19 protein-coding genes are annotated in these 24,695 nt (G+C 58.9%); 10 read left to right on the top strand and 9 right to left on the bottom strand.

What is annotated here, in order from left to right; all coding sequences use genetic code 11:
- Nucleotides 1-23 precede the first annotated feature (23 nt).
- Together ABH944_RS21385 and ABH944_RS21380 are read right to left on the bottom strand one after the other, a co-directional pair.
- Nucleotides 24-1,163, bottom strand: a complete 1,140-nt coding sequence (locus ABH944_RS21385) for a hypothetical protein (protein ID WP_404608626.1) — start codon at nucleotides 1,161-1,163, stop codon at nucleotides 24-26.
- A gap of 38 nt (nucleotides 1,164-1,201) precedes the next feature.
- A complete protein-coding gene (locus tag ABH944_RS21380) occupies nucleotides 1,202-2,755 on the bottom strand; it encodes a carbohydrate porin (protein ID WP_404608628.1) in 1,554 nt (517 codons plus the stop codon).
- 757 nt (nucleotides 2,756-3,512) lie between these two features.
- Here ABH944_RS21380 and ABH944_RS21375 point away from each other — a divergent pair.
- Entirely contained in the window at nucleotides 3,513-4,673 is a 1,161-nt protein-coding gene (locus ABH944_RS21375) for a branched-chain amino acid ABC transporter substrate-binding protein (protein WP_404608629.1), read from the top strand.
- A gap of 73 nt (nucleotides 4,674-4,746) precedes the next feature.
- Here the strand turns inward: ABH944_RS21375 and ABH944_RS21370 are convergent, their stop codons facing one another.
- The gene (locus ABH944_RS21370; protein WP_404608631.1) at nucleotides 4,747-5,661 is read right to left on the bottom strand and encodes a LysR substrate-binding domain-containing protein; all 915 of its coding nucleotides are present in this window, start codon (nucleotides 5,659-5,661) and stop codon (nucleotides 4,747-4,749) included.
- 125 nt (nucleotides 5,662-5,786) lie between these two features.
- Here ABH944_RS21370 and ABH944_RS21365 point away from each other — a divergent pair, with 125 nt between their 5' ends.
- From ABH944_RS21365 to ABH944_RS21355, 3 genes are all read left to right on the top strand, one after another.
- Complete coding sequence (locus ABH944_RS21365) at nucleotides 5,787-6,941, top strand: methionine aminotransferase (RefSeq protein WP_404608632.1); 1,155 nt, start codon at nucleotides 5,787-5,789, stop codon at nucleotides 6,939-6,941.
- Nucleotides 6,942-6,986: 45 nt separating this feature from the next.
- Entirely contained in the window at nucleotides 6,987-7,781 is a 795-nt protein-coding gene (locus ABH944_RS21360) for an ABC transporter substrate-binding protein (RefSeq protein WP_404608634.1), read from the top strand.
- Nucleotides 7,782-7,956: 175 nt separating this feature from the next.
- Nucleotides 7,957-9,528 (top strand): DHA2 family efflux MFS transporter permease subunit, encoded by a 1,572-nt coding sequence (locus ABH944_RS21355; protein WP_404608635.1) that lies wholly within the window; start codon nucleotides 7,957-7,959, stop codon nucleotides 9,526-9,528.
- A 142-nt stretch (nucleotides 9,529-9,670) separates the two neighbouring features.
- Here ABH944_RS21355 and ABH944_RS21350 read toward each other — a convergent pair whose 3' ends face one another.
- From ABH944_RS21350 to ABH944_RS21340, 3 genes are all read right to left on the bottom strand, one after another.
- On the bottom strand, nucleotides 9,671-10,033 hold the full coding sequence (locus tag ABH944_RS21350) for a type II toxin-antitoxin system PemK/MazF family toxin (protein ID WP_404608637.1): 363 nt from the start codon (nucleotides 10,031-10,033) through the stop codon (nucleotides 9,671-9,673).
- Nucleotides 10,033-10,287: an AbrB/MazE/SpoVT family DNA-binding domain-containing protein gene (locus ABH944_RS21345; protein WP_404608638.1), complete on the bottom strand. Its 255-nt coding sequence runs from the start codon at nucleotides 10,285-10,287 to the stop codon at nucleotides 10,033-10,035. The genes ABH944_RS21350 and ABH944_RS21345 overlap by 1 nt, the downstream gene beginning before the upstream one ends.
- Before the next feature lie 115 nt (nucleotides 10,288-10,402).
- Nucleotides 10,403-11,911 carry an MFS transporter gene (locus tag ABH944_RS21340; RefSeq protein ID WP_404608779.1) on the bottom strand — a complete coding sequence of 503 codons (1,509 nt, stop codon included), beginning with the start codon at nucleotides 11,909-11,911 and terminating at the stop codon, nucleotides 10,403-10,405.
- Between the two features lie 351 nt (nucleotides 11,912-12,262).
- Between ABH944_RS21340 and ABH944_RS21335 the strand changes: the two genes are divergently transcribed.
- The 5 genes from ABH944_RS21335 to ABH944_RS21315 all read left to right on the top strand — a co-directional run bounded on the left by ABH944_RS21335 (nucleotide 12,263) and on the right by ABH944_RS21315 (nucleotide 18,831).
- Nucleotides 12,263-12,736, top strand: a complete 474-nt coding sequence (locus ABH944_RS21335; RefSeq protein WP_404608640.1) for a universal stress protein — start codon at nucleotides 12,263-12,265, stop codon at nucleotides 12,734-12,736.
- A 133-nt stretch (nucleotides 12,737-12,869) separates the two neighbouring features.
- Complete coding sequence (locus ABH944_RS21330) at nucleotides 12,870-13,610, top strand: helix-turn-helix domain-containing protein (protein ID WP_404608642.1); 741 nt, start codon at nucleotides 12,870-12,872, stop codon at nucleotides 13,608-13,610.
- A gap of 104 nt (nucleotides 13,611-13,714) precedes the next feature.
- On the top strand, nucleotides 13,715-15,058 hold the full coding sequence (locus ABH944_RS21325; protein WP_404608644.1) for an SUMF1/EgtB/PvdO family nonheme iron enzyme: 1,344 nt from the start codon (nucleotides 13,715-13,717) through the stop codon (nucleotides 15,056-15,058).
- A gap of 1,206 nt (nucleotides 15,059-16,264) precedes the next feature.
- Nucleotides 16,265-18,355, top strand: coding sequence for a maltose alpha-D-glucosyltransferase (treS, locus tag ABH944_RS21320; protein WP_404608646.1), 2,091 nt, complete (start codon nucleotides 16,265-16,267; stop codon nucleotides 18,353-18,355).
- Nucleotides 18,356-18,390: 35 nt separating this feature from the next.
- On the top strand, nucleotides 18,391-18,831 hold the full coding sequence (locus ABH944_RS21315) for a VOC family protein (RefSeq protein WP_404608647.1): 441 nt from the start codon (nucleotides 18,391-18,393) through the stop codon (nucleotides 18,829-18,831).
- A gap of 47 nt (nucleotides 18,832-18,878) precedes the next feature.
- Here ABH944_RS21315 and ABH944_RS21310 read toward each other — a convergent pair whose 3' ends face one another.
- Entirely contained in the window at nucleotides 18,879-20,042 is a 1,164-nt protein-coding gene (locus tag ABH944_RS21310) for a serine hydrolase domain-containing protein (RefSeq protein ID WP_404608649.1), read from the bottom strand.
- 199 nt (nucleotides 20,043-20,241) lie between these two features.
- Here ABH944_RS21310 and hisN point away from each other — a divergent pair, with 199 nt between their 5' ends.
- Complete coding sequence (gene hisN, locus ABH944_RS21305) at nucleotides 20,242-21,024, top strand: histidinol-phosphatase (protein ID WP_404608651.1); 783 nt, start codon at nucleotides 20,242-20,244, stop codon at nucleotides 21,022-21,024.
- Nucleotides 21,025-21,119: 95 nt separating this feature from the next.
- Here the strand turns inward: hisN and hisD are convergent, their stop codons facing one another.
- Both hisD and ABH944_RS21295 read right to left on the bottom strand, forming a co-directional pair.
- Nucleotides 21,120-22,448: a histidinol dehydrogenase gene (gene hisD / locus ABH944_RS21300; protein ID WP_404608652.1), complete on the bottom strand. Its 1,329-nt coding sequence runs from the start codon at nucleotides 22,446-22,448 to the stop codon at nucleotides 21,120-21,122.
- A gap of 448 nt (nucleotides 22,449-22,896) precedes the next feature.
- Nucleotides 22,897-24,651: a thiamine pyrophosphate-binding protein gene (locus ABH944_RS21295; protein WP_404608653.1), complete on the bottom strand. Its 1,755-nt coding sequence runs from the start codon at nucleotides 24,649-24,651 to the stop codon at nucleotides 22,897-22,899.
- Between the last annotated feature and the right edge of the window lie 44 nt (nucleotides 24,652-24,695).

Below are 24,695 nucleotides of genomic sequence, written 5' to 3'. Positions count from 1 at the left end.
TGCCAAGGACTACCTGCTTCGCTTTACTTCGCCAGGACCAGCGTATTGACATCGTCCTGTACGTAGTAAAAACCATCGCCTTCAGGCGTCATCGCGATGCCGAACAGATCACCATTACCCGGCGGCGATTGCGCTTTGTCGGTATCGATCCAGCGTGCATACAGTTGCTTGCCTGTCGCCGGATCGATTTCCACGACCTGGCCGTTCAATGCATTCGTGACCAGCAAGTGACCGTTGGGCGCCGTCACCATGGCGAGCGGGCGATGCAGGAAACCATCGGCGGTCAACTCGCGGCCGACACCCGCGCTGGTATCGCGCGTCATGGGTTCATCGATCTCGGTCACGCGGTTGCCGATGGCATCGGATGCGTACAGCAGCTTCTGGTCCGTCGACAACGCCAGGCCCGTGGGTCCGATCAGGAACACACCCTTGTCGGCTTGCGCGCCAAAACCGCTGGCAATCACCGTTTCCTGCTTGACCACCGGTGCCTTGCCTTGGGGGATATCGAGGTCAAGACGCAGGATGGTGGACTGCTTGAAGACCGGCGGATTGCCGGCCGCGCCGCCCACGCCGAAGCCCGCATTGCTGACGAATAGCGTGGCGTGATCGCCGTTATCGACGACCGCCATGTTGCCCCACGGGTCGTTGATGTTAGGACTCACGATGGTGGACGCCACCTTGCCCTGGTTGTCGAGCACGATCAGGCAACCCGCGCCCTTGGTGCCGGTCGTGCCGTCGTTGCTTGGCGTGCTGCCGACGATCACCCAGCCCGACTTCAGCATGGTCATCGCGGTGGAGAGGCCGATACCGCCCGGACAGTCCTTCAGGTCGCGCGGCACGGTGGCGAACACCGTCATCTCCTTGGTATCGGGATGATAGTTGATGATCGTGCTGCCGGTACCCTGCAGGTTCGCGGAGTTATTGAAGTTGCCGACCAGCACGTCGCCCTGCTTGACCGTGCCTGACGATACCGGTGCGACCACGATCGCATACGGGTTCTGGTCGCCGTTGGACGGCACGGTGTTGATCAGCGTGGTGTGCTTGTGCAGCGTTTCGAGAAAGCCGATGGGCGCAGCGTGCGCCACGCTGCTGACCAGACCGCTAACCAGCAACGCGGCTGATGCAATGCCCGACAGCGCTCTGGATTTGATAAGTTGTTTCATACAAAAACCTCGGGTGCGTGCGTTCAAGATCACGCCGATCAGAAAGTGATGGTAGTGCGCACGCCGACGACGAACGTGTTGCGCAGCGGCTGCGTGGGATCGCTCGGATTCTGGCCGGCGCCCGCGTTGAAGGTGTACTGCAGGTCGCCCTGCATGACCCACCACGGGTTGACCTGGTACTGATAGGTCGCCTCGAGCGCGGTTTCCTGCGTGCGGATGCCGTACGGGCTGCCGAGTTGCGCAGCAGTCGCGAGATCGAGATCGTGCGTGGCATTGCCGATCTTGATATAGGCGACACCGAGGCCAACGCTGTCGTTGTCGCGGCCGGCGAACGGGGCTTTCATCACAATGCCCGCATTGGCGCTGAAGCTCACCAGGTTACGGTCCCCCGGCGCACCCATCACGCGTGCAAATACGCCAATGCTGCGCGGTTCGTCGGGGTTCGGACGCCAGATCATCTGGTCTGCAACGGCGTAGAAGCTGTAGTTGCCGTTATGGGTTTGCGGCGTACCGGTGCTCAGCGGATTCGCGAGCGACAGGCCGGTGTTGTCGGTGCTCAGGTCGGCGAAACGTTCGTTGTTGTACCAGAAGCCGATCTTGTACGTACCGGGCAAGCCGGTTTGCGGCACGCCGACCATATCGCCGTCCGCCGGCTGGTTGATCGAGTACTGCAACTCGCCTATATACAGCGCGCCGTTATGCAGGTTGAAATTCGTGCCGCTGAGATTGTTCAGGTTGTTGCCGAGCGGATTGCCGTCGAACACACCCACGAGCCCCGTCAATGAACCCGTGATCTGGCCGCGCACGCGCACGCCGAGTGCGGACAGCGGATAAGCCGGGCCGCCCGAGGGCATGTCGTAGGACGGCAGGCCGGGCCAGCCGAACATGGTGTTCACGAACGTGGCCGCGTAGCTGCTGACCATGAATTCCTGGTCAATACTTTGCTGGCCGACCTTCACGTCCACGCGTTTGTTCAGGAACGACTGCTGATACCAGAGCTCCCACAGGCGCGTGGTGTCCTGCGCTTCGATCCCGCTCGCGGTGTTCAGCGTTCCGAGGTTGTACTCGCTCAGGTTACGACCGTGAATCTGCAGCGCGCTCACGTTGAACGTGCCGCCTGGCAGGCCGAAGGCCTTTTGCGTGTCGAGGCCGAGGGTGACGGTGGTCAGGCCGTCGTAGGTGCCGCCGGTTTTCAGGCCGCCGCGCGTGTTGTCGAGATATTCCGATACTTCCGTTGCCTGCAGCGTCACGCCGTACTGGCCAAGGAATGAGCGGATGCCGCCCATGTCGCCGAACAGGGTCGAACGGCCCCATACGCCGGTCCATTGACCCGCCGGTTGAGCCTGGATGTTCAGGTCGGCTTCGGGTGCGTCGGAGGGAGCGGCGTCCGGGTTGGCCGGCTCGCCCGCGGCATATGCCGCCGAGAATGTCGCCGATGACACCAGCGCGAACAACGCCAGGCTGGTACCGAGCACCGCCCGGCGGAAAGGCGCACCACGGCGCTTGATGGCAGCGCGCAGGGTCGCGTCGGGGCGTGAATCGTGTCGCGATTCAGCGCGCGATTCGCGCGGAGCGAGCTGGACGGGTTGCATCGAAATCCTCTGTCTTGTTGCGACGGCTCTAACGCGTCGTGTTGATTGTTCTAAGGACGTTGCGACAACGCACGCAAAAACCCCGCAAATCAGCGTTGAAACGTCCTCCGGGCCACCATCCAGAAGGCACCGGCGAAGCGAATCCTACCCACGCCATGTGTGAACGTCAATATAAATGAGAACGATTCTCATTATAATTACATCGAGGTGAAAATCCCCTTACAGAAGCCGTTTCTTACGTCTTGTTAACCTCCTTATTTGAAATTATTAAGTAATGTTTTTGATATTTTCAGATGGCTGGATGATCCCGGGCATTGGCCGTGTACCCCGGTTCAGCCTGTGCCGCAATCTTCAGGGTCAAACCGGGTAGGTAATCGCCCGCATCAGGGTATTGACTGAGCGCATCAAGACCGGTGGCAGTGCGGCTTAAACGAGCTTCGGCAATCGGCTTAAACCCGCTATGCCGAAATCCGCATTGCCAATGCGACGAACTGCCAAGACGCCACTAATTTGGCTTCCTAAATTGCATCTGCCTGCTGGTCGCCAGCGAGTTCGTTGAACAAGCTCAACCGTCTTTTTCGTCCACACGATAATGACGGCGCGCACGAGCAAACCCCGTCTTGCTTGCAAGCGTGCCCTCAGTGCAGTCGTGTATCGGGAAAACGGAGTTGAAAACCTGTAGATAAAACCAAGAAGCGAAAGCGGAAGCTGATTGCCCTGCTCGCCGGACCTGTCCAACCCCGAAGGAGAATCAACAATGCATCTTCGAACAAGCATCAAACCGCTTGCCTGGATCCTTGCGTGTGCTGCCGCCACTCTGGGCGGTTTGCCGCTGTCCGCCGCTGCCGACACGTTCGACGTCAAGGTCGGCTTTGCCGCCCCGCTGACGGGCGCGAACGCCGGTTACGGGAAGGACCTGCAGAACGGCGTGCAATTGGCGCTGGATGAAGCGAACGCGAAGAAGATCCAGATTGGCGGCAAGACGGCCAACTTTGTCATCCAGGCGGAAGACGATCAGGCCGACCCGCGGATCGGGGTGCAGGCGGCGCAGAAACTGGTCGATGGTGGCGTGGCCGTAGTGGTGGGCCACTTCAATTCGGGCACGACGATTCCGGCGTCGCAGGTCTACCAGACCGCCGGCATTCCGGTGATCGATCCTGCCGCGACCAATCCGACCATCACGCAGCGAGGCTTCGACAACGTCTTCACCGTCATTTCAAGCGATGCCCAGAACGCAGGTACTGCCGGTACCTACGCCGTAACGGTGACGAAGGCGAAGAAGATCTCGATCATCGACGACCGGACGGCCTTCGGCCAGGGTGAAGCCGATGAGTTCGAGAAAGCGGTGAAGGCGGCGGGCGGCACCATCGTCGCGCGTCAGTACAGTGATAACCAGACCGTCGATTTCAGTGCCCAGCTTACGGCGCTGAAGGGCGTGGGCACCGACCTGATCTTCTTTGGCGGCCTCGACCGGCAAGCCGCGGCGGTGGCAAAACGGATGAGACAGCTTGGTCTTACTGCGCAGTTCGTGGGCGGCGGCGGCGTGATGGACGCGGATTTCCTGAAGCTTGCCGGCGATGCGGCCGATGGCGCGATGGCATGGGAATACGGCAGTCCGCTGGAGAAGTTGCCGCAGGGCAAGGCGTTCGCCGAGAAATTCCAGAAGCATTTCGGTGTGGCGATTCTCTCGTATTCGCCGTTCGGTTATGACGCTGCGTGGGCCGCGATCAATGCCATGCAAAAGGCGAATTCCATCGATCCGAACGTGTACCGTCCGGTGCTGAAGACTATTTCGTTCCCGGGCATTACCGGTACGATTGCCTTCGACAACAACGGCGCGTTGAAAAATGCATCATCGACGATGTATCAGGTCAAGGGCGGAGCCTGGGTGCCCATCGTGACGAAGAACGGGACGTAGGATTTAACGGACGTGGGGGGGCGGGGTGTCCGGTCCTGGTCCTGGACCTGCTCCCCCCCGTGCGACACAAAACTCACCGGCTCATGTACGCCAGAAGATTCGCCCTCGTCACCGCAGCCTCTCCCTCAAGCCATTCGGCAAACTCCCGCAGGACCGTCGACGGGGCCGGCCGCTCCGGATAGATCAGGTAATACGACGCCCCGCTGGGCACACAAAGCGAAAACGGCGTAATGATCCGCTGCGCCCGCAAGTCCTCCTCGATCAGCGACACATCTCCGATCGTCACGCCCAATCCCTGCATGGCGGACGAAATGGCGAGATCGAGCGTATCGAAGTGCTGCGCTTTCGCCGACGGCAACCCTTTATATCCATAAGCGTCCAGCCACCTCAGCCAGTCCCGCCTGTCGCGTGTCGGATGCAACAGGGTCTGATCGGCAAGATCGTCCGGCGTCGCCGCGCCAACCCGCCGCGCCTTCCATAGACCGGGCGCACACACCGGCGTCAGCACCTCGTCGAACAGATGGTGCGAACTCACGCCCTTTAACGTCGGCTGGCCGAACACGATGGCGGCATCGAACTGCTCGGCGTTGAACTCCACCCCATGCGACACCGCCGCCGTCACCTCGATGACCAGCTCCGGCCGCTCATTCTGCAAACGGATCACACGCGGCAAAATCCAGCGCATTGCGCAAGTGGGGCATTTCACCCGCAACGTGCCTGACTGCGCCCCGCTACGCTCCAGCGCCTCCGCAATCTGCGCCAGCGCCTGCTGGACAGGCGCGAGCAGCATCGCGCCATTGGGCGTGAGCGCAAGACCGCGCGCCTGGCGCACGAACAGCGCGTACCCCAGATGCGCCTCCAGCCCGGAAATCTGCCGGCTGACGGCGCCTTGCGTGATGTTGAGAATGTCCGCGGCACGGGTGAAGTTCAGCCGCTGCGCCACGACCGCAAAGGTTTTGAGTACATCCAAAGACGGCAGCGGTTTCATTGTCGGGTCTCGTAAGCCATGATCTGGATTCATGGCTAGTATGACAAACTTTCGATTGTCCGCGCTTTATTGCTGCAGTCGAATGACAATCGATACTTGATTTCACTCCTCCGGAGACGACCGTCGTGAAAAGTGCCTGGACCCCCGCGTCGAAGCTGCCCAATGTTGGCACGACCATTTTTACCGTGATCGGCCAGCTCGCCGAGGAACATCAGGCGCTGAATCTCTCGCAAGGCGCCCCGAATTTCGCCTGCGATCCGAAGCTGGTGGACAACGCGGCGCAAGCCATGCGCGCCGGGCATAACCAGTACGCCCCCATGTCCGGCGTGCCGGCGCTGCGCGAAGCCCTCGCGCTCAAAACGCATCAGCTCTATGGCGCCGCCTACGACCCGGGCAGCGAAATCACCGTGGTGGCAAGCGCCAGCGAAGGCTTGTACGCGTCGATCAGCGCGCTCGTGCATCCCGGCGACGAAGTGATCTACTTCGAACCGTCATTCGACAGCTACGGGCCCATCGTGCAATTGCAGGGTGCAACGCCGGTTGCGATCAAGCTCTCGCCGGTGGACTTTCATATCGACTGGGATGAGGTGGCTGCGGCCATCACGCCGCGCACGCGCATGATCATCATCAACTCTCCGCACAATCCGTCCGGCAGTGCGTTCACCCTTGAAGACATCAATCGCCTCACGGCACTGACGCGCGATTCGAAGATCATCGTGTTGTCGGACGAAGTGTATGAACACGTTGTGTTCGACGGCGCCATTCACCACAGCATGGCGCGTTATCCGGCGCTGGCCGAGCGCAGCGTGATCGTGTCGTCGTTCGGCAAGTCGTATCACGTGACGGGATGGCGTGTGGGTTTCACGCTCGCGCCCGCCGAGCTGACCAACGAGATCCGCAAGGTCCACCAGTTCATGACCTTCGCCGCCGATACCCCCATGCAGATCGCATTCGCGCAAGCGCTCGGCGACGCATCGAGCTATCTCGGGCTCGGCGAGTTCTATCAGAAGAAACGCGATCTGCTCGCCGAAGCGCTGGCCGGTTCACGCTTCGAACTCTTGCCGAGTGCAGGCAGCTTCTTCATGCTCGCGCGCTTCGGCGCGTTCTCCGATGAATCGGACAGCGACTTCGTGCTGCGCCTGATTCGCGAAACCCGCGTCGCGACAATTCCGTTGTCGGCGTTCTATACCGACGGCACGGATAACCGCATCATCCGCCTCAGCTTCGCCAAGGACGACGACACACTGCGGGAAGGCGCGCGCCGCCTGTGTGCAGTTTGATGCCGGTTTCAAGTCCATTCAATTTCTACCAATAGAGAGACGCTCATGAAGAAAACTGCTCACGCATTGACGGCTTCACTGCTGCTGGCGGCCTCGCTATGCACGACCGCGGCGCACGCAGCCGAGTCCGACACCCTGCGCTACGGCGTGGAAGCGCAATATCCGCCATTCGAATCGAAGGCGGCGTCCGGTGAACTGCAAGGGCTGGATATCGATGTCGGCAACGCGGTCTGTGCCACGGCGAAGATGAAATGCGTGTGGGTCGAGACCTCGTTCGACGGATTGATCCCCGCCCTGCAAGGCCGCAAATTCGACGCAATCAATTCCGCGATGAATGCAACCGATCAGCGCCGCCAGGCTATCGACTTCACGACGGTCGTGTACCGTGTGCCCACGCAACTGATTGCGAAAACGGGCAGCGGTCTCGAGTCGACACCGGCGTCGCTGAAGGGCAAGAACATCGGCGTGCTGCAGGGTTCGATCCAGGAAAGTTTCGCCAAGGCGCATTGGGCGAACGCGGGCGTGAATGTCGTGCCGTACCAGGATCAGAACCAGGCTTATACGGATCTGAAGGCCGGCCGTCTCGACGGTACGCTCGTACTCTCGGCAGCCGGACAAACGGGCTTCTTGTCGAAACCGGACGGCGCGGGATACAGCTTTGCCGGCGGCCCCGTCAGCGACGACAAGATCCTGGGCAGCGGCATTGCGTTCGGCATTCGCAAGGGCGACGACGCGTTGAAACAGCGCCTGAACGCAGCAATCGCGAAGCTCAAGGCCGACGGAACGATTGCGAAGTTCGCGAAGAAGTATCTGGGTGACATCGACGTGTCAGCTAAATAAGCATGGTTTGAAACGGGATATCCGGCTTGATGGAAGAGCCGGCTGAGGGTTGATAGCTGGATGAAAGCCGCGGTGTGATCTGCGCGGTTTTTTGAACGCTGGCACACTGCGGCCTTCATAGTTGGCACAATCGGCCGCCACGTTGCATCGGGTGGCCGCTTTACCCGGATATCCCATGAGTACTGCGCCCGCCGCGCCGCCTGCGCCCTCCCCGCCGCCGCCATTGAAAGGCGGGCAACTGGTTCTCGCGACCATTGCCGTGGCGCTTGCCACGTTCATGAACGTGCTCGATTCATCGATCGCGAACGTCGCCATCCCGACCATTTCCGGCAATCTCGGTGTGTCTGTCGATGAAGGCACCTGGGTCGTGACCGTATTCGCCGCGGCCAATGCCGTATCGATTCCGCTGACCGGCTGGCTGACCCAGCGGATTGGACAGATCAAGCTGTTTGTCGGCGCGATCCTGTTGTTCGTGATCTCCTCGTGGCTTTGCGGGCTTGCGCCGACCTTGCCGGTATTGCTCGCCGCGCGGGTGTTGCAAGGCGCCGTTGCCGGACCGCTGATTCCGTTGTCACAGGCTATCTTGCTGGGTTCGTATCCAAAGGAGAAAGCGTCCATGGCGCTGTCCCTATGGGCGATGACCGCTGTTGTCGGACCAATTGCCGGGCCCGCATTAGGCGGCTGGATTACCGACAGCTATAGCTGGTCGTGGATCTTCTATATCAACATTCCTGTCGGGTTATTCGCCGGCAGCGTCACGTGGTTTATCTATCGCAAACGGGAATCGGCCACGCGTAAAGCGCCTATCGATACGGTCGGACTGATGTTGCTGATTGCCTGGGTGGCGTCGCTGCAGATCATGCTCGACAAGGGCCGCGATCTCGACTGGTTTTCGTCGCCGGTGATCGTATGGCTCGGGATCATTGCGTTGATTGCCTTTGCGCTTTTTGTGGTCTGGGAATTGACCGATGCCAATCCCGTCGTCGATCTCCGGCTGTTTGCCGGGCGGAATTTCTTTGGTGGCACGGTCGCCATTTCGGTGGCTTACGGGGTGTTCTTCGGCAACCTTGTTTTGTTGCCGCAATGGCTGCAGGAGTATCTGAACTACCGTTCCGTCGATGCGGGGCTGGTCACTGCGCCGTTGGGGATCTTTGCGGTGATTCTCGCGCCGGTCATGGGGCGGGTTTTACCCAGGACCGACGCGCGTGTTGTCGCGACCATGGCGTTTATCGGCTTCGCCATTGTGTTTTACATGCGCTCGAAGTATGTGATCGAGGTCGATACCTGGCATCTGGTGCTGCCGACGCTTTTGCAGGGCATTCCGATGGCGCTGTTTTTTGTGCCGCTGACGTCGATCATCTTGTCGGGGTTGGCGCCGTCGAAGATTCCGGCTGCCGCGGGGTTATCGAATTTCGCGCGGGTGTTTTGCGGGGCCGTGGGGACGTCACTGGCCGGCAATGAGTGGACAAACCGGATTGCCTTGCATCATGAGCGGCTGACCGAGCAGGCTAACGCCAATAACCCGGTGTTTTTGCAGTCGCTGCAGGCGTCGCAGGGGACGCTGAATGTCAATGAAGCTCAGGCGCGCGGGTTGTTCGATTTCACCGTGAATACGCAAGCCGCAATGATGGGGCTGAATGACATCTTTTTTGCTTCCGCCATTATTTTCATTCTGATTATTCCGCTTATCTGGATTACGAAGCGCGCGAAAGGTGGAGGCGGCGGAGCGGCGGCGGGTGCGCATTGAGTTTGGTTTAGGGGGCTCGCTTGGCGCTCGGGGTAAGGGGGCCGTTCGGGGTTTGGGGCCCCGGGCCGTCCCCGTCAGGTAATCCGTCCATTTCGGCGCATCGGGGGTGGCTGCGAGCATGGCGCCCCCTCTTCCCTCTCCGTCAGTCGCCGATCGCGATGATCTGGTTCAACTGCTCGCACGCCGCTGCGAACACCTCTTCGGGCGCATGCTTGCACGGATGGGCCTTCGCTCCCCGCGCTCGCCAATCAAAAGACCTGGGCTGGTGTCCAAGCACGTAACTCGTAACGTTTTTCGGTCCTTTGAACTTTATTGCAAACGGATTTGTATCGTTGAACGCGGCTGTCGTCATTGGAAGTCCGATAACGATCCCGGTCCGCTCGTTGAATGGCCTCGGTGACAGGACCAGCACAGGGTGCAAATCCTTCATCTCCCGACCGACCTGAGGGTTGCAGTCAATCCAGATGATGTCACGTCGATCCGGCGCCCACGAAGCGACTGCCATTAAAACTCCTCCACACCAATGCGGCCCGTCGCCATCGCTTCACCGCCGTGCTTTGCAGGATCGAACTTCGCCAGTTTCTCCGCGAGCGTGAGCTTGCGAGGACCCACCGGCTTCACCGTCACACCAATCTCGTCAGTCGTCACTTCGACCTCCTGGCCGACCTCGAAATGTGCAGCGCGTGCTACAGCGGCGGGAATGCGGACAGCCAGGCTGTTTCCCCACTGCTGGATCGTGAGCGTCGCTGTTTTTGCCATGATGCACCCTCCCGTTGACGTTGATACGAGTATATACGTCTCGAAGGGAGGTTTCGACATGTCTATACAGCGTAGGCATGCCCGTGGTCAGTGATGCGCGCGGAGGTACTACCCCCTACGCCTTCCGAAACGTAATGTGCGAAACCCTTCGCACCATCAGCACGGCTGACAACGCCGCCACCGCGGTCAGCGCGACGCCAATATGGATCGACTGCACGAGCACCTCGCGGGCGCTCTCGATCATCGCCGGTCCATCCAGCCCGGCCGGCACCAGATCCGCCAGCAGTTTCGCCCGCAACGCGGAATCGATCAGGATTCGCGGATCATTAAACCTTGGCAGCCATGCGGTACTCGCCGGTTCGCCGAGCACTCGCAGCGTGCGCGTAATAACGTCCCGATAATGATGCTGCACGATCACCGAGACCACGCTGGTCCCAAGCATCCCGCCCACCATGCGCGTGGATTGCAGCAATGCCGTAGTAATGCCGAAGCGCTCACGTCCGGCAATTTCCTGCCCGAATACATTCAGGTTATTCAGCACGAACCCCAGGCCAACACCAATGCCCGCCATAGGAATCTCGATCCAGATATGCGGCGTGGAAGCATCGGCAAACGCCAGCCCAATACACGCGAATAACAGCAACGTAAATCCTATCGACAAGATGAACGTGGGCTTGCGTAAATGAATCACAATGCGCGTGTTGATAAAACTGCCAATGGCAATAAACGCCGCGATCGGAGTGGCGAGTAATCCAGCCTCCTGCGGCGATAAACCAAAACCACCCTGCAACAAAAGCGGTGCGAAAAAGATCAGCGAAAACATCACGAAACCAGACAGCATCGACAACGTGAACAACGTCACGAGCTGCGGGTCCTTGAAGAGATCGAGCGGAATGATCGGATGCGTCGCGCGACGCTCGCAGATCAGCAACGCGACCGCGCCACCGGCCACGCAAGCAGCCAGCACCACGTTCCCCGCGGTCAGCCCGCTCTTCGGCACGGCTTCGATGAAGGCCTGCAGGCCACCCAGCACCAGCGCAACCAGCACCGCACCCAGCCAGTCGATCTTCACCGCGCCCTCGCGTGGCCTGTGAAAATTCGGCAAATGCGCCCAGATGAAATAAAACGCGGCAATCCCCACCGGCAGGTTGATCAGGAAGGTCGACCGCCAGCCCCAATGCTCGCTCATCCAGCCGCCGAGCGATGGCCCTGCAGCGGTCCCGATGCCGTATGACGCCGCCATCACCACTTGCCAGCGCACCCGCAAACGCGGATCGGGGAAGAGGTCGGGAATCGACGCGAACGCCGTGCCGACCATCATCCCGCCGCCCACGCCCTGCAACCCGCGCGCAATGACCAGGAACAGCATGTCGTTGGCCACGCCGCACAGCACGGACGCCGCCGTGAACGTGATCACCGCGGCAATCACGAAGCGCTTGCGGCCGAAATAATCGCCAAGCCTGCCGAATACGGGCACAGTCACCACCGACGCCAGCAAATACGCGCTCGCGATCCACGCGTAATACTCGAAACCATGCAATTCCGCGACGATCGACGGCAGCGCCGTACTGACCACGGTCTGGTCGAGCGCGACCAGCATGTTGACCAGGCCGATGCCGAGCATCGCGAGCAGAGCGTTACGGAAAGGCAGCGGAGAGGCGGAGTCTGGATGGGGCGTGGAGGTGAATTGGGAAGCGGATTCAGGAGCGGGCTGGGACACGGGCTGGAAGCTAGGAGAGTGAAAATAGAGGGAGTCGATACAAACATCACGCCCCGGATTGTATGACGTCATTATTTCATCCGGTCGATCAGGATCGGTGCTGGCATCGATAAAAAGGGAACATTAATCGGATTATTACTGTCGTACATTTGTAAGCCAGGTAAGCGGACACTGATCGGACGCGACCGTTTTCGTTGATTAAAAACCGTCGTTTGCGTTTGTCGTTTGCGTTTTTAACCGCTGAAGGAGAACCGTATGTTCAAACGAATCGTCGTGGCTATTGACGGCAGCCGCACCTCGCGTCACGCATTCGAATCCGCGCTCGAACTCGCCGTTACGCACGGCGCGGTGCTGCAGCCGTATTACGTGGTCGAAAACGCACCGGTCTATTACGACGTGCCGGGCTACGATCCATCCGTCTTGCGCGATGAACTCGCCGACCAGGGCGCCACGCTTGCCGACGAAGCGAACGCCGCGATGAAACAGCGCGGCGTGCAAGGCGCAGCGGTGATCGCCGAAGGTTCGTCGGTGGCTGACGTCGCGGAGCTGGTGCTCGCGGCGGCCACCGCGTTCAACGCGGACCTGCTCGTGATGGGCACGCACGGCCGCAGGGGTTTCCAGCGGCTGATCCTTGGCAGTGTCGCGGAAAGGTGCCTGCGGCAAGCGACGCTGCCGGTGCTCCTGATTCCAGCCGCCGCCGGGGCCGAAGCGCCTGAACCAAAGGAATGAAAACCTAGGGACGGGTGGCCGGGCGACGGCGGGCAGTGTCATCATCGCGCGACGTTTTGCCACCCGGGGGCGGATCGCATCGATGGGACAATTTCCTTGTTCCAGATCAAAACGAGCCCAAAGCGAGCGCGCCATGCAAACCATCCACGAGACTTCAGTTCCTCTGCCCAGCGCCCCCTCGCGCCACGCCGCTCATTGTTCGACCTGTGCGTTGCGGCATTACTGCCTGCCACAAGGCCTGTCCTCCGAGGACGTCGTCCGGCTGCAGAAAGTGATCGTCAACGCTCGCGCAATCAAGCGGGGCGAAACGCTGTTTCGAGTCGGCGACACCTTCGACACCCTCTACGCCATCCGCTCCGGCTCGATCAAGACGGTTGTATCGACTTCGAACGGCAACGGCCGCGAACAGGTCATGGGCCTTCACCTCAGTGGCGACGCGCTCGGCCTGGAAGGCTTCGACAACGGCCGGCACGCGTGCCACGCCATCGCGCTCGAAGACAGTTCGGTCTGCCTGATTCCTTATGTGCATTTTGAGCGTTCGTGCCGCGAAACCGGCGCCATCCAGCGCCGGCTGCTGCAATTGATGAGTCGCGAAATGGTGCGAAAAACGGCGCAAACGCTGATGCTCGGCACGTTGCGCGCCGACGAGCGGGTCGCCGCGCTGCTGCTCGATCTCTCCGGCCGGCTGACGCGCCGCGGTTATGCGGGCAACGAGTTCAACCTGCGTCTCACGCGGGACGACATGGGCAGTTTCCTCGGCATCACGCTGGAAACGGTCAGCCGGACCTTGTCACGTTTCCAGGCGAAGGGTCTGATCAATACAAACGGCAAGCTCATCCGGATCCTCGACTTCGACGGCCTGCGCGCGATCTAGCGCGTGATCCCGTTTCCGGCCCGCTTGCGGTCCAAGCAGGCTTGGCATGCCCTCTGCTACGATTAATCGTTTTGCATCGGCCCATGCCCGGAGACAAAAGCGAAATGAATCGCGAACCTACCCCGCTGCATCCGCTGCTCGCCCGCCTGCGCGACGCCCGCCAGACCACTGACGCGCTGTTCTCCATCGTCAAACCCGAATTCCTGTATGAGCGCCCGATTTCGGAGCGGCATCGGATCGTGTTCTACATCGGGCATCTGGAAGCCTTCGACCGCAACCTTTTCGATCAGCGCCTGTTCGACCTGCCCAGCCACAACCCTGAGTTCGACCAGCTGTTTGCGTTCGGCATCGATCCCGTCGATGGCGGCCTACCCAGCGACCAGCCGCATGACTGGCCGTCGCTCGACGCGATTCGCGCTTATGGTCAGCAGATTCGCGATGACATCGACTCACGTTTTGATCGCGTCGAAATTACAAAACGTGAAGATAAGCGTGACAGTCCCATCGCGCAGGAGGCCACGCCCGAGACGCTGCTGGAGGTCGCGATCGAGCACAGGCTGATGCACGCGGAAACGCTCGCGTACATGCTGCATCAATTGCCGCTGCACCAGAAAACCCGACCTGCGGTCGCCGAAGACACCGCGCAACGCCCGCTCGACGGGGCTATGCCACGGGAGATGGTCCATGTGCCCGCAGGCGTGGCCACGCTCGGCCTCACGCGCGACAGCGGCACATTCGGCTGGGACAACGAGTTCGGTGAACACAGCGTTGACGTGCCGGCGTTCGAGATGGACCGCTACATGGTGACGAATGCGGACTGGGTGGATTTCATCGATGCCGGCGGTTATGCCCATCGCGAGTACTGGCGCGACAACGACTGGGCATGGAAGGAACGTGAAGGTATCGAGAAGCCCGCATTCTGGGTGCGGGAGGACTCCGCTGAAGAATCCATTGAGGCATCGACAGGCTCCGGCTGGAAGCTGCGGACCATGTTTGACGAGATACCGCTGCCCGCGGACTGGCCGGTGTACGTAAGCCACGCGGAAGCGAGCGCGTATGCGAAGTGGGCAGGCAAGTCGCTGCCGACTGAAGCGCAGTGGCAACGTGCCGCCGAAGCCGCCCCGCATTCTCAACAAGGCAATTTCGACTTCCGCCGATGGGAAGCGTCGCCCGTTCAGGCGCACCCGGAAAATCGCAGCGCGGCCGGCGTGGTCGGCCAGTTCGGCAACGGCTGGGAATGGACGTCGACGACCTTCGGCCCGTTACCCGGTTTCGAGCCGTTCCCGTTCTATCTCGGCTATTCGGCGAACTTCTATGACGACCAGCATTTCGTGCTCAAAGGCGGTTCGCCGCGTACGGCCGCTTGCATGCTGAGACCGAGTTTCCGGAACTGGTTTCAAGCACATTACCAGTACGTGTATGCGGGATTTCGCTGCGTGCGGGGGTGACCATTTAAGCAAAAGTTGACCCCGAATGTCGCTTATCGTTTTTCTGTGAAAAATGGCCAACTATCGCGTTAATGACGATCCACTTTACTCTCAATCCTCTCCCTGACTCTGCGAAAAAGTCGATCTGCGGAAGATCCTGATCTTATCCATAGGCCAGCGTACTTGTAGATGCCGGGTCGGTTGAAAGCTCGACCGGTAGCCTCCAGATGAAGTCGCGCTTCGCGCAACTTCCTCGCGAAGCTCAGTAATCGGCACCAAGCTGATGAACACCGTCGCCGCGAAAAGCCAGCGGCCGCGTCAGCACCTATCTGAGGGAAGCGCTTGCACAGCGCCTGCCTGGACAACCCCACTTTTAAGCAGAGTTCCGTGAGGGTCAAATTTGGAATATTGTTTGCCGCTTCTTTGACCGCAACCTCGGTTAAGCCACTCACGTATTTGCGCCTCAACCATTGCTCGTTCGCGCAAACTCCGAAGGGACCTCCGACGCGAACTGCAACAATGCCTCTCAACATCGACATGCAACTTGCGCAGTCGATGACTTCGCTCAAAACACGTAACTTACATTGAGTAAGTTCTGGCTGACCCGCGTCCGCGACAGCCTGCATGAGAGGACTTTTGAGCAGGAGAGAGCACCAGAAGCACTCCGGAAAACCTCCGTAGCGCACCTTTAAAGCGCAGTGCTGCGGGACGAGAAAATTGATAAGAACGGTGTAAGTCACCGAATGCTGCGCGGCTAGTCGAAGAATGATGCTTCTAACGCTTTCGCACTGCGTGCTCCCGAGACCGTATAGCTTCACTGGAAACAACTGAGTCGACTGCAGCGTGCAGAGGAGGTAATTAAAAATGCGTGGAGGCTGCCCTCCTTGCAACCGACCACTCGTGCCAGTTCGAATTCAATCGAACCACATCATTAGGTTTGCTATGCATCATGTGAAGGACTGCGGTCTCTCCAAGCGAGCAAGGCTGAAGCAAAACGACGCGATGTGAAGCAGATTTGTGCAAAAACCGACACGCAACGTCTGTGCTGTCATACCTACTATCAGGGCGATGTGACGCAGGTTTGCGCCCATTGAAGCAGAACCCCGTTTTGCCGCCAAATCGCGTCGCTCCAAGCCATCTTTGGGTATAGCCTTTGCGGGAGAGCACTTCCCATAATTCGATATTTTTCGTGAACGCACAGACAATATTTTCTCAAAGAGGCCTGTCGTGAATACTCCAGTCACTGAATATGTTGAATGGCTCGTCAGCCATTCGATGCTTCATCAACTCCGTACGCGTGCCCGCACATACGCCGGACAAGCCAGACTTTGGTCGCACCCGTACGCCGAGCCCAGACCTCGAATAGCCTGTGCAATGTCGTCAGTGTGGTTCACGGCTTATCCCGGGGCGGTCATCACGGCACTGGGCGACTCCGTCCTTCGAACCCTCGGCAGCGATACTCTTTGGCGCGCGTTGTCCTCAATCGGCATCCAAGCGGTTCACCCTGGGCCGACAAAGCTGGCGGGTGGACTCACGGACCAGACCTTCACGCCGTCAATTGACGGCAACTTCGACCGCATCGGTCTCGAAATCGACGCGCGCTTTGGCACCGAAGAAGAGTTCGTCGCGATGAGCAGAATGGCAGCGGCTCACAACGCAGTTGTCATCGACGACGTCATTCCATCGCACACAGGAAAGGGAGCCGACTTCCGGTTAGCCGAGATGAACTACGGCGACTATCCCGGCCTCTACCACATGGTCGAAATCAAGCCGGATGATTGGAGCATCCTTCCTGAAGTTCCCGCGGGAAGAGATGCGGTCAACTTGCCGCCGAAGATTGTGGATGCGCTCAAGGAGAAGTGCTACATAGTTGGACAGCTTCAACGTGTCATCTTCTTTGAGCCAGGAATCAAGGAAACCGATTGGAGCGCAACGCCTCCCGTCGTCGGGGTCGATGGCATTACCCGACGCTGGGTCTACCTGCACTACTTCAAGGAGGGACAGCCCTCGCTTAATTGGCTGGACCCGACCTTCGCCGCACAGCAGCTGGTCATTGGCGACGCCCTCCACTCCCTCGATGTTCTCGGGGCGCGCGGTATCCGTTTGGACGCAAATGGTTTCCTGGGCATTGAGCGCCGGCCACATGGCAATGCCTGGTCCGAGAGTCACCCGCTTTCGATTACCAGTAATCAGTTAATTGGAGGCGCAATACGTAAAGCGGGAGGCTTCAGCTTTCAGGAGCTGAATCTCACGGTCGATGACATCGCAGCGATGTCAAAAGGTGGTGCTGACCTCTCCTATGATTTCATCACGCGCCCGGCTTATCAGCATGCACTGTTGACAGGAGATACCGAGTTCCTCCGACTCATGCTGAAAACGGTGCATCAGTTTGGAATCGACCCTGCATCCCTTATCCACGCGCTTCAGAACCATGATGAACTGACGCTCGAACTCGTGCATTTCTGGACGTTGCATGCGCACACGACATTCACGTTTCAAGGCCAGACATGGCCCGGAAACATTCTCCGCGAACACATCCGCGAAACGATGTACGAACGCCTAAGCGGTGAACACGCCCCTTACAACCTGCGATTCGTCACAAATGGAGTTTCCTGCACGACTGTGAGCATTATCACGGCCGCGCTTAACATTCGTGAACTAAACTCCATGACCGAGCAGGACAAGGAAAACGTCCAGCAAATTCACTTGCTGCTTGCGATGTATAACGCTCTTCAACCCGGCGTCTTTGCAATCTCAGGTTGGGACCTTTTGGGTGTATTGCCGTTACCCATTGCAATGGTCGAAGAGCGCATGGCGGACGGCGATACCAGGTGGATTCATCGCGGCGCCTACGACCTGACTGGTGAGAATCCAGACGCAACTGCGTCCGGAGAAGGCATCCCTAAAGCAATGGCCTTATATGGCCCCCTACCCGAGCAGTTGGCTAATCCAAAATCCTTTGCCTCACAACTTAAACACCTCTTGTCCGTGCGCGAAGCCTATAAGATTGCTTCAAGCAAACAGATAGCCATTCCCGATGTCACCTCGCGCAGCCTGCTCGTCATGGTTCATGAACTTCCCGCGGGCAAAGGCACCCAGGTGACTGCCCTTAATTTCAGCGCAAACACGGTCGACGAAATGATATTGTTGCCAGGAGTTGCGTCTGGTCCAGTCGTTGACATGCTTGCGGAGTCGGTTGTTGGTGACCTTGACGAGTTCGGGACACTGAGAATCTCTCTGGATGGCTACTGCGGGGTTTCGCTACGCATCGTGAGCGCCCTGCCTGCGGCAATCGTTGACGAAGACGATGAAGGATAACGCTTCCAAAGCACACGCACGCCTCTGCATTCTCGTTGGCAACCGTCGAGGCGCTTACGCTGAAAGCATTGAGAGAAACCAGTGAGGAAAACATGCGATTGGCACATGTAGCATTGTGGACACGCGACATTACAACCGCCGCCGAATTCTGGCATAAGTATTTTAATGCCGAAGTCGGACCGCTTTACCATAGCGCCCGGCGTCCTGGCTTCATATCGTGCTTCGTCCGACTAACACCGGACTCTCTTCAGATTGAACTGATGACAGGACCTTGGGTTGCGGACAAAGCAGCTGATGAGTGCCTCGGATGGGACCATATTGCGGTTTCACTTGGCGATGCCGATGCTGTCGACGCGTTGGCTGAGCGTTGCGCGGCAAACGGAATTCTGTTGTCTGGCCCTCGCCACACGGGCGATGGTTTCTATGAGGCTGTGATAGCCGCCCCGGATGGCACGCGAGTCGAAATTACCAGTTGATCGCTCAAGCCAAACCTTCGCGCGCTGACGACGCTATGGACGTCTCCTCAACTGAGCGCTGCATAGACAGCATCTCGAACATCCTGTGGAAATCGACCTCCCACGCCCTCCCAGGTTGTGTTGGTCAGTGACACGACTGTCAGCCCGGCTGCGGGGTCAAAAAACCAGCTGTGTCCGTAGACTCCGCCCCACCCTACTGTCCCGACACGCTGCGGGGTGTTCAGCACGGATGGGTCCATCAATACGGCACCCATGTACCCAAATCCCCATCCATCGCCTTGCGCTCGCAGGTCCGCTCCGACGTGAGCGCTGCGCATCAGGCGCGCAAGCTTTGCGTCTATGAATCCGGCGCCCTCCTTGCGTACTATCTCCAGGACCTTCAGGATGTCCGACGCTCCGCCTACCATCCCCGCGCCACCAGACGGAAATTCTCCAACCGTATGGGCGCGACGGGGGGAGAAACGGATTGCGTTCGTACCGTCCGGGGGCACCACTTCCGCCGGTTCGGGCATCACGGTCAGCGTTTGCAGGCTATCGACATAAGGAACCGCAAGCTCAGGTTTTGATTGAACAGTGAATGCAAGAGAGTCCAGTCCAAGCGGACCGGATATCAATGCATCAATAGCATCCGGCAGCGTGCGTCCCGTCGCCCGCTCAATGATTGCACCGACGACATCGAGAGAGAGGGAGTATTGCCATGCCGTTCCCGGCGCGAACTTGAGCTTCGCTGCGGCCAGCCGCCGGAGATTCTCTTCAAGGCTCAGGCCGGAACAGTCGAGCCCGTCAGATATGCCAAAACGCTCATATTCCGAGCCAGGGGCCTCTTGAAAACCATAGCTTAGCCCGGATGAATGCGACAGCAGATGGTGCAGAGTGATTTCCGGCCGCCTCCCGTCTGCAAGAGACGGGCGAAAATATGGCAACCAATGCGAGACTGGCTCCTGCAAACCGAGGGCGCCGAGATCCAGGAGTTTCATCGCCGCAAGGCTGACGATGGGCTTTGATACGGATGCCAGTCTGAAGCGCGTATCCACGTGCATCGGTATGGCAAGCGCTTGATTGGCAAAGCCACCGGCCTCCTGCGCAATGACGACGCCATCCAGCGCAACCAAAACCACGCCGCCGGCGATGCGTGTCTCGTTGACCGCCTGAGCCAATGCACTGCGCACCCTTCGGCGCACTTGAATCTCGAGTTGACCTTCCTCGCTCATCACAGTCCTCAGCATTGACATCGATTACTTGGAGAAATTCGACATGCCTGGATGCGGACACCGGTGCGCAATTTATCGTCCACGCACTCGGTTACCGCACCACTGCAGACTACAATCAAACAACTCATCGAGACGTCGCTGCCTTAACAGATTATTTTTAAGGTGACTCTCAACGCCCCGCTCTCAGGTTCAAGGAATTATGAATTCATTCGAAGACTATTGTCAGTTTGCCAGCACGACGCTAGACGAAACCGGCCCTATTGGCATGCACTATTTTCGACAACCAATCGACATTGTGCAGAAGGCGGATGCCAGCCCCGTCACGGTTGCAGATATCGAAATAGAAGCCATGATCCGGGACCGGATTGCGCAAACCTATCCGTCACACGGCATTCTCGGAGAAGAGCAAGCACCGGTCAATTCGTCGGCAGAGCTTTGCTGGGTCATTGACCCTATCGACGGCACCAGGAGCTTCATCAGTGGCATACCTCTCTGGGGAACGCTTATCGCATTACTGAAGGACGCACAACCTGTCTTTGGCGTCATGGATGTCCCAGCGCTCGGCGAGCGTTATGTCGCCACGCCTGGACGCCAAACAAAGCGCAACGGAGAAGTAATCCGAACGAGCCGTTGCGATGACCTTCGAAATTGCAACATGTTCGCTACTTCACCGGACATGTTCAGCACGACGGAGTTCCAAGTGTTCGATTCACTTAGTCGCCGAGCGCGTTTCCGGAGATATGGGGGCGATTGCTACAACTACGCGATGCTCGCGGCCGGCAAAATTGATGCTGTCGTCGAGGCAGGTCTAAAGCCGTACGACTATCTTCCCGTCGTGCCAATTGTCAATGGCGCCGGGGGCCTTATGACCGATTGGAACGGCAATCCGTTGACGCCATCAAGCGATGGCCGCGTGATCGCCGCCGCCACACCTGCGCTGCATCGCGCCCTGCTGGAAGAAACGACAAAAATGGCTGACTGACTGCGAACGCGTGTACCGCGTCACATTGCGACCGGTACACGGTTCATGAGTTCGCTTCGAAGCCAGGTCTTGGCGAAGTACGCACCGGCTGGTCGTTACTTGGCCGTCGCAGCCCGCACAGGAGCAGCCTTGCCATAGGGGACGTCAATGTTGCCAAGCCGCCGGAGGCGGATATTTGCCTGCTCCGCATGACCCGAAAACCCTTCAAGAACGCACAAGCGCGAGCAGTACTCGCCGACAAGCACGGACGCTTCGTCGGTGAGGATTCGCTGATAGGTACAGGTCTTCAGGAACTTGCCTACCCACAGACCGCCCGTGAAGCGTGCAGCACCGGATGTGGGCAGCGTGTGGTTCGTTCCGATAACCTTGTCTCCATATGCGACGTTTGTGCGGGCGCCAAGGAAAAGCGCACCGTAGTTGCGAAGACGCTTCAGGAAGAAGTCCGGGTCGCGCGTCATGACTTGCACGTGTTCTGATGCGACGCGGTCCGACTCGCGAATCATTTCTTCATCATTTTCGCAAATGATGATTTCACCGTAGCCTTCCCACGCCTGGCGAGCTATCTCGGCGGTGTCGAGTTGGTTCAGCAGCCGCTCGACTTCCACAAGCGTCTCTTCGCCGAGTTTCCGCGAGGTCGTGACGAGCACTGCCGGAGAGGTCGGTCCATGTTCAGCCTGCCCAAGCAGGTCCGTAGCAATAAGTTCAGCATCGACCGAGTCGTCCGCGATAATCATGGTTTCCGTCGGGCCGGCGAAGAGGTCAATACCAACCTGACCAAACAGCTGACGTTTCGCTTCGGCAACGTAAGCGTTACCCGGTCCAACGATGATGTCAACTTGCGGGAATTCGCTAATCCCGAGCGCCATTGCGGTCACGGCTTGTACGCCTCCGATGCAGTAGATCTCATCGGCGCCGGCAAGGTGGATTGCAGCGATAACCGGCGCGCTCGGGCGCCCCTCGAAAGGAGGCGACGTCGCGATAACACGGTCCACGCCCGCCACCTTCGCCGTAACAATGCCCATGTGCGCCGACGCGACCAGTGGGTACTTACCGCTTGGGATGTAGCAACCGACGGTCTGGACGGGAACATTTTTGTGGCCAAGAATGACGCCCGGCAATGTCTCGACTTCGATGTCATGCATCGACGCCAATTGATGGCGCGCGAAGTTACGAACTTGTTCTTGCGCGAATTTGATATCTGCGATTTCCTGCTCGGTCAACTCGGCAATGCAGGCATCGATTTGCTCTTGCGAAAGACGAAACTGCGCCGGGTTCCACTTGTCGAACTTGGCGGAGTACTCGTGCAGCGCATCATCTCCTCGCGAGGAGATGTCGGCAATCATCTCCTCGACAACCCGACGAACCTGCCTGGTGTCAGCTTCGCCGGTGGGTTGCGTGGTAGCCGACTTCAGAAAAAACGACATAATTGCCCCTTATGATGCAACTCAGAAATTGGGTGGATTCTTCACCGAGAAAATTCTTACCTAGCTGAGACTCTATATTCGGAGTCCGAAAGCATTGCGTGGGAAAGCGCGTCACTTTGCAGCGCGAAGTCAGTATCAGTCGAGAAAAACGCCAACTCAATTTCGCGAGACACTTCGAATATGACGCACTGTGACGCTATCTTCCGTTGAACAGCCCAACCACCCGAGGCCGCGATAAAAATCCGCATCCTGTCTCTGTGACCACACTGTCATTTGCGCGTCGACGACCTGGCAGATTCGACTATCGTGAGAAGTGACTGACTGACGCATATTGATGCGCGGAATCTAAAGCAAGCTTATCAAGCAGGAAGACGTTGATTCTCGCGTCAATTCATCACCTCGGTTGCCAGGACGCCACCGCCCCTTCGCGTCGTCAGATGGGTCTGGCTCAAGCCACTCTGGCTTGTTGTGTACCGTTGAGTTGTACGTCGTCAGTACTCGCTGACGAATTGGTTTCATGCCGCGCGACCATCACTTCGACCAAGGCGGGTCCAGTGCTATCAAGCGCACGCCGAAACACCCCTTCCAACTGAGAAGCATGTTCGACACGCCACGCATCAAGTCCAAAGCTTCTTGCGATCTCAGAGAATGCAAGGGAGTAAGGACGCCCGTCCGGCAAGGAGAATTCACCCATGCTACGCCGTACACCAAGCGAGCCCACGGCACCCGATACAAATTCAGGCCCACTTTGATTGAAGACTATGAAAACCACAGGAATGGAATGCATGACACTGACCGCCATTTCCTGCATCGATTGGAGAAAATCGCTATCTTCAACCACACATACGACTTGCCTTGCCGGCATGGCGAGCTTTGCGCCTATGGCAGCAGGAACAGCCCAACCGCCGGCCACAGAGGCTCCCGGCGACAGGAAGGTGCGCGGAACATACACGGGGAAATGCTCACGCGCGATCTGCGCAAGAGCGCCTGATCCAATGACAGCAATTGCATCGCGATAGAGCACCTTGCGGAGTTCAAGGAAAGGCCGCGGCGCGCGTATCAAGGTTTCGTGCGCTCCAGACTTGCTAGCGACCGCATTCCGCCATTGCCCGCGCAGCTCGCGCATGAGTTCAATGAATGCTTGTCTTCGTGCACCGGCAGCACGCTTCAATTTTCCGTTCAGCGCGGACTTGAGGTCGACTAGCGCGCTTTTCGCGTCGGCAACAATGCCGATCTCGACGGGGTAGCGTTTGCCGATTTCGTTTTTCTCGACATCAATCTGGATAAGCTTTTTCCCGGCCAGTTCAGATAGGCGGCCCCCACCGTCATTGACGTTGGACAGGTCCGATAACCGGCTGCCCACAGCGACGATGATATCGGCCTTGCCCAGGAGCGCGGCTCCACAGGCGCTTCCCACCGAGCCAACGGAACCGGCATTCAACTCGTGGTCGTCAGGAATTGCTCCAATGCCGTTGCCCGCAACCAGCACAGGCGCCAAAAGGACTTCGGCCAATTCCCTGAGCTCGGACGAAGCGTCCGCAGCCACGACCCCGCCACCCGCAAGAATGACAGGACGCTCTGCGCTGGCAAGCAGACTGGCCGCCCGCTCAAAGAGCGCGGCGTCCCCTCGCAGCTTTCCCTGCGCGAGCCGGTTCTGAAGAGACTCAGGGTGCACGTGGTCTGTGTGCTTCTGAATTTCCAGAGGAACCTCGAGATGGACTGGCCCCGGCCTCGGCCCCAGCACGCTGGCAAAAGCTTGATGCATTGCTTCGGAGAGCTCCGGGAACGCGCGCACCTTCCAGGACCGTTTAAGGCCGCCACATGCTGAATCTGCGTCCCATCCTGAGGCAGGCCGCGCGGAGCCGGTCGAGCCAGCGGCGGTGTCACCGCTAACCCGGTCTCCAGTGAACAGCAGCACCCCGCAGGAATCAGACAGGCAATTGGAAAGAGCTGCAGAGGCGGTATAAATTCCGGTTTTTGCAGGAAGCACGACAGCCATCGCACTACCACACGCACGGAAGTAACCGTCCGCCATGTGGACCGCACTTTGCTCGTTCACGACCCGGATAAAGGGAATGCTGGCGCCCGGTGTATTGAGCCCCTCGAGAACCCCGCTATTTCCATTGCCGGGCACACCAGTGACATATCGCACCCCGTACGCGCGCAATGCCTTCGCGATGACCTGGCCGCCTGTTAACTTCACTCGACACTCCCGATATTTTGACGCACGAAAGGCCATGACACATT

Origin of the sequence: Caballeronia udeis, assembly GCF_044909315.1 — a bacterium.
GTDB classification, from domain to species: Bacteria; Pseudomonadota; Gammaproteobacteria; order Burkholderiales; family Burkholderiaceae; genus Caballeronia; species Caballeronia udeis_A.
This window is presented reverse-complemented; position numbering and strand designations above follow the sequence as displayed.

Coding starts and splice junctions, on each gene's coding strand:
- ABH944_RS21385 (WP_404608626.1), bottom strand. CDS start 1,163: ATGAAACAACTTATCAAATCCAGAGCGCTGTCGGGCATTGCATCAGCC.
- ABH944_RS21380 (WP_404608628.1), bottom strand. CDS start 2,755: ATGCAACCCGTCCAGCTCGCTCCGCGCGAATCGCGCGCTGAATCGCGA.
- ABH944_RS21375 (WP_404608629.1), top strand. CDS start 3,513: ATGCATCTTCGAACAAGCATCAAACCGCTTGCCTGGATCCTTGCGTGT.
- ABH944_RS21370 (WP_404608631.1), bottom strand. CDS start 5,661: ATGAAACCGCTGCCGTCTTTGGATGTACTCAAAACCTTTGCGGTCGTG.
- ABH944_RS21360 (WP_404608634.1), top strand. CDS start 6,987: ATGAAGAAAACTGCTCACGCATTGACGGCTTCACTGCTGCTGGCGGCC.
- ABH944_RS21355 (WP_404608635.1), top strand. CDS start 7,957: ATGAGTACTGCGCCCGCCGCGCCGCCTGCGCCCTCCCCGCCGCCGCCA.
- ABH944_RS21350 (WP_404608637.1), bottom strand. CDS start 10,033: ATGGCAGTCGCTTCGTGGGCGCCGGATCGACGTGACATCATCTGGATT.
- ABH944_RS21345 (WP_404608638.1), bottom strand. CDS start 10,287: ATGGCAAAAACAGCGACGCTCACGATCCAGCAGTGGGGAAACAGCCTG.
- ABH944_RS21340 (WP_404608779.1), bottom strand. CDS start 11,911: ATGCTCGGCATCGGCCTGGTCAACATGCTGGTCGCGCTCGACCAGACC.
- ABH944_RS21335 (WP_404608640.1), top strand. CDS start 12,263: ATGTTCAAACGAATCGTCGTGGCTATTGACGGCAGCCGCACCTCGCGT.
- ABH944_RS21330 (WP_404608642.1), top strand. CDS start 12,870: ATGCAAACCATCCACGAGACTTCAGTTCCTCTGCCCAGCGCCCCCTCG.
- ABH944_RS21325 (WP_404608644.1), top strand. CDS start 13,715: ATGAATCGCGAACCTACCCCGCTGCATCCGCTGCTCGCCCGCCTGCGC.
- ABH944_RS21310 (WP_404608649.1), bottom strand. CDS start 20,042: ATGAGCGAGGAAGGTCAACTCGAGATTCAAGTGCGCCGAAGGGTGCGC.
- hisN (WP_404608651.1), top strand. CDS start 20,242: ATGAATTCATTCGAAGACTATTGTCAGTTTGCCAGCACGACGCTAGAC.
- hisD (WP_404608652.1), bottom strand. CDS start 22,448: ATGTCGTTTTTTCTGAAGTCGGCTACCACGCAACCCACCGGCGAAGCT.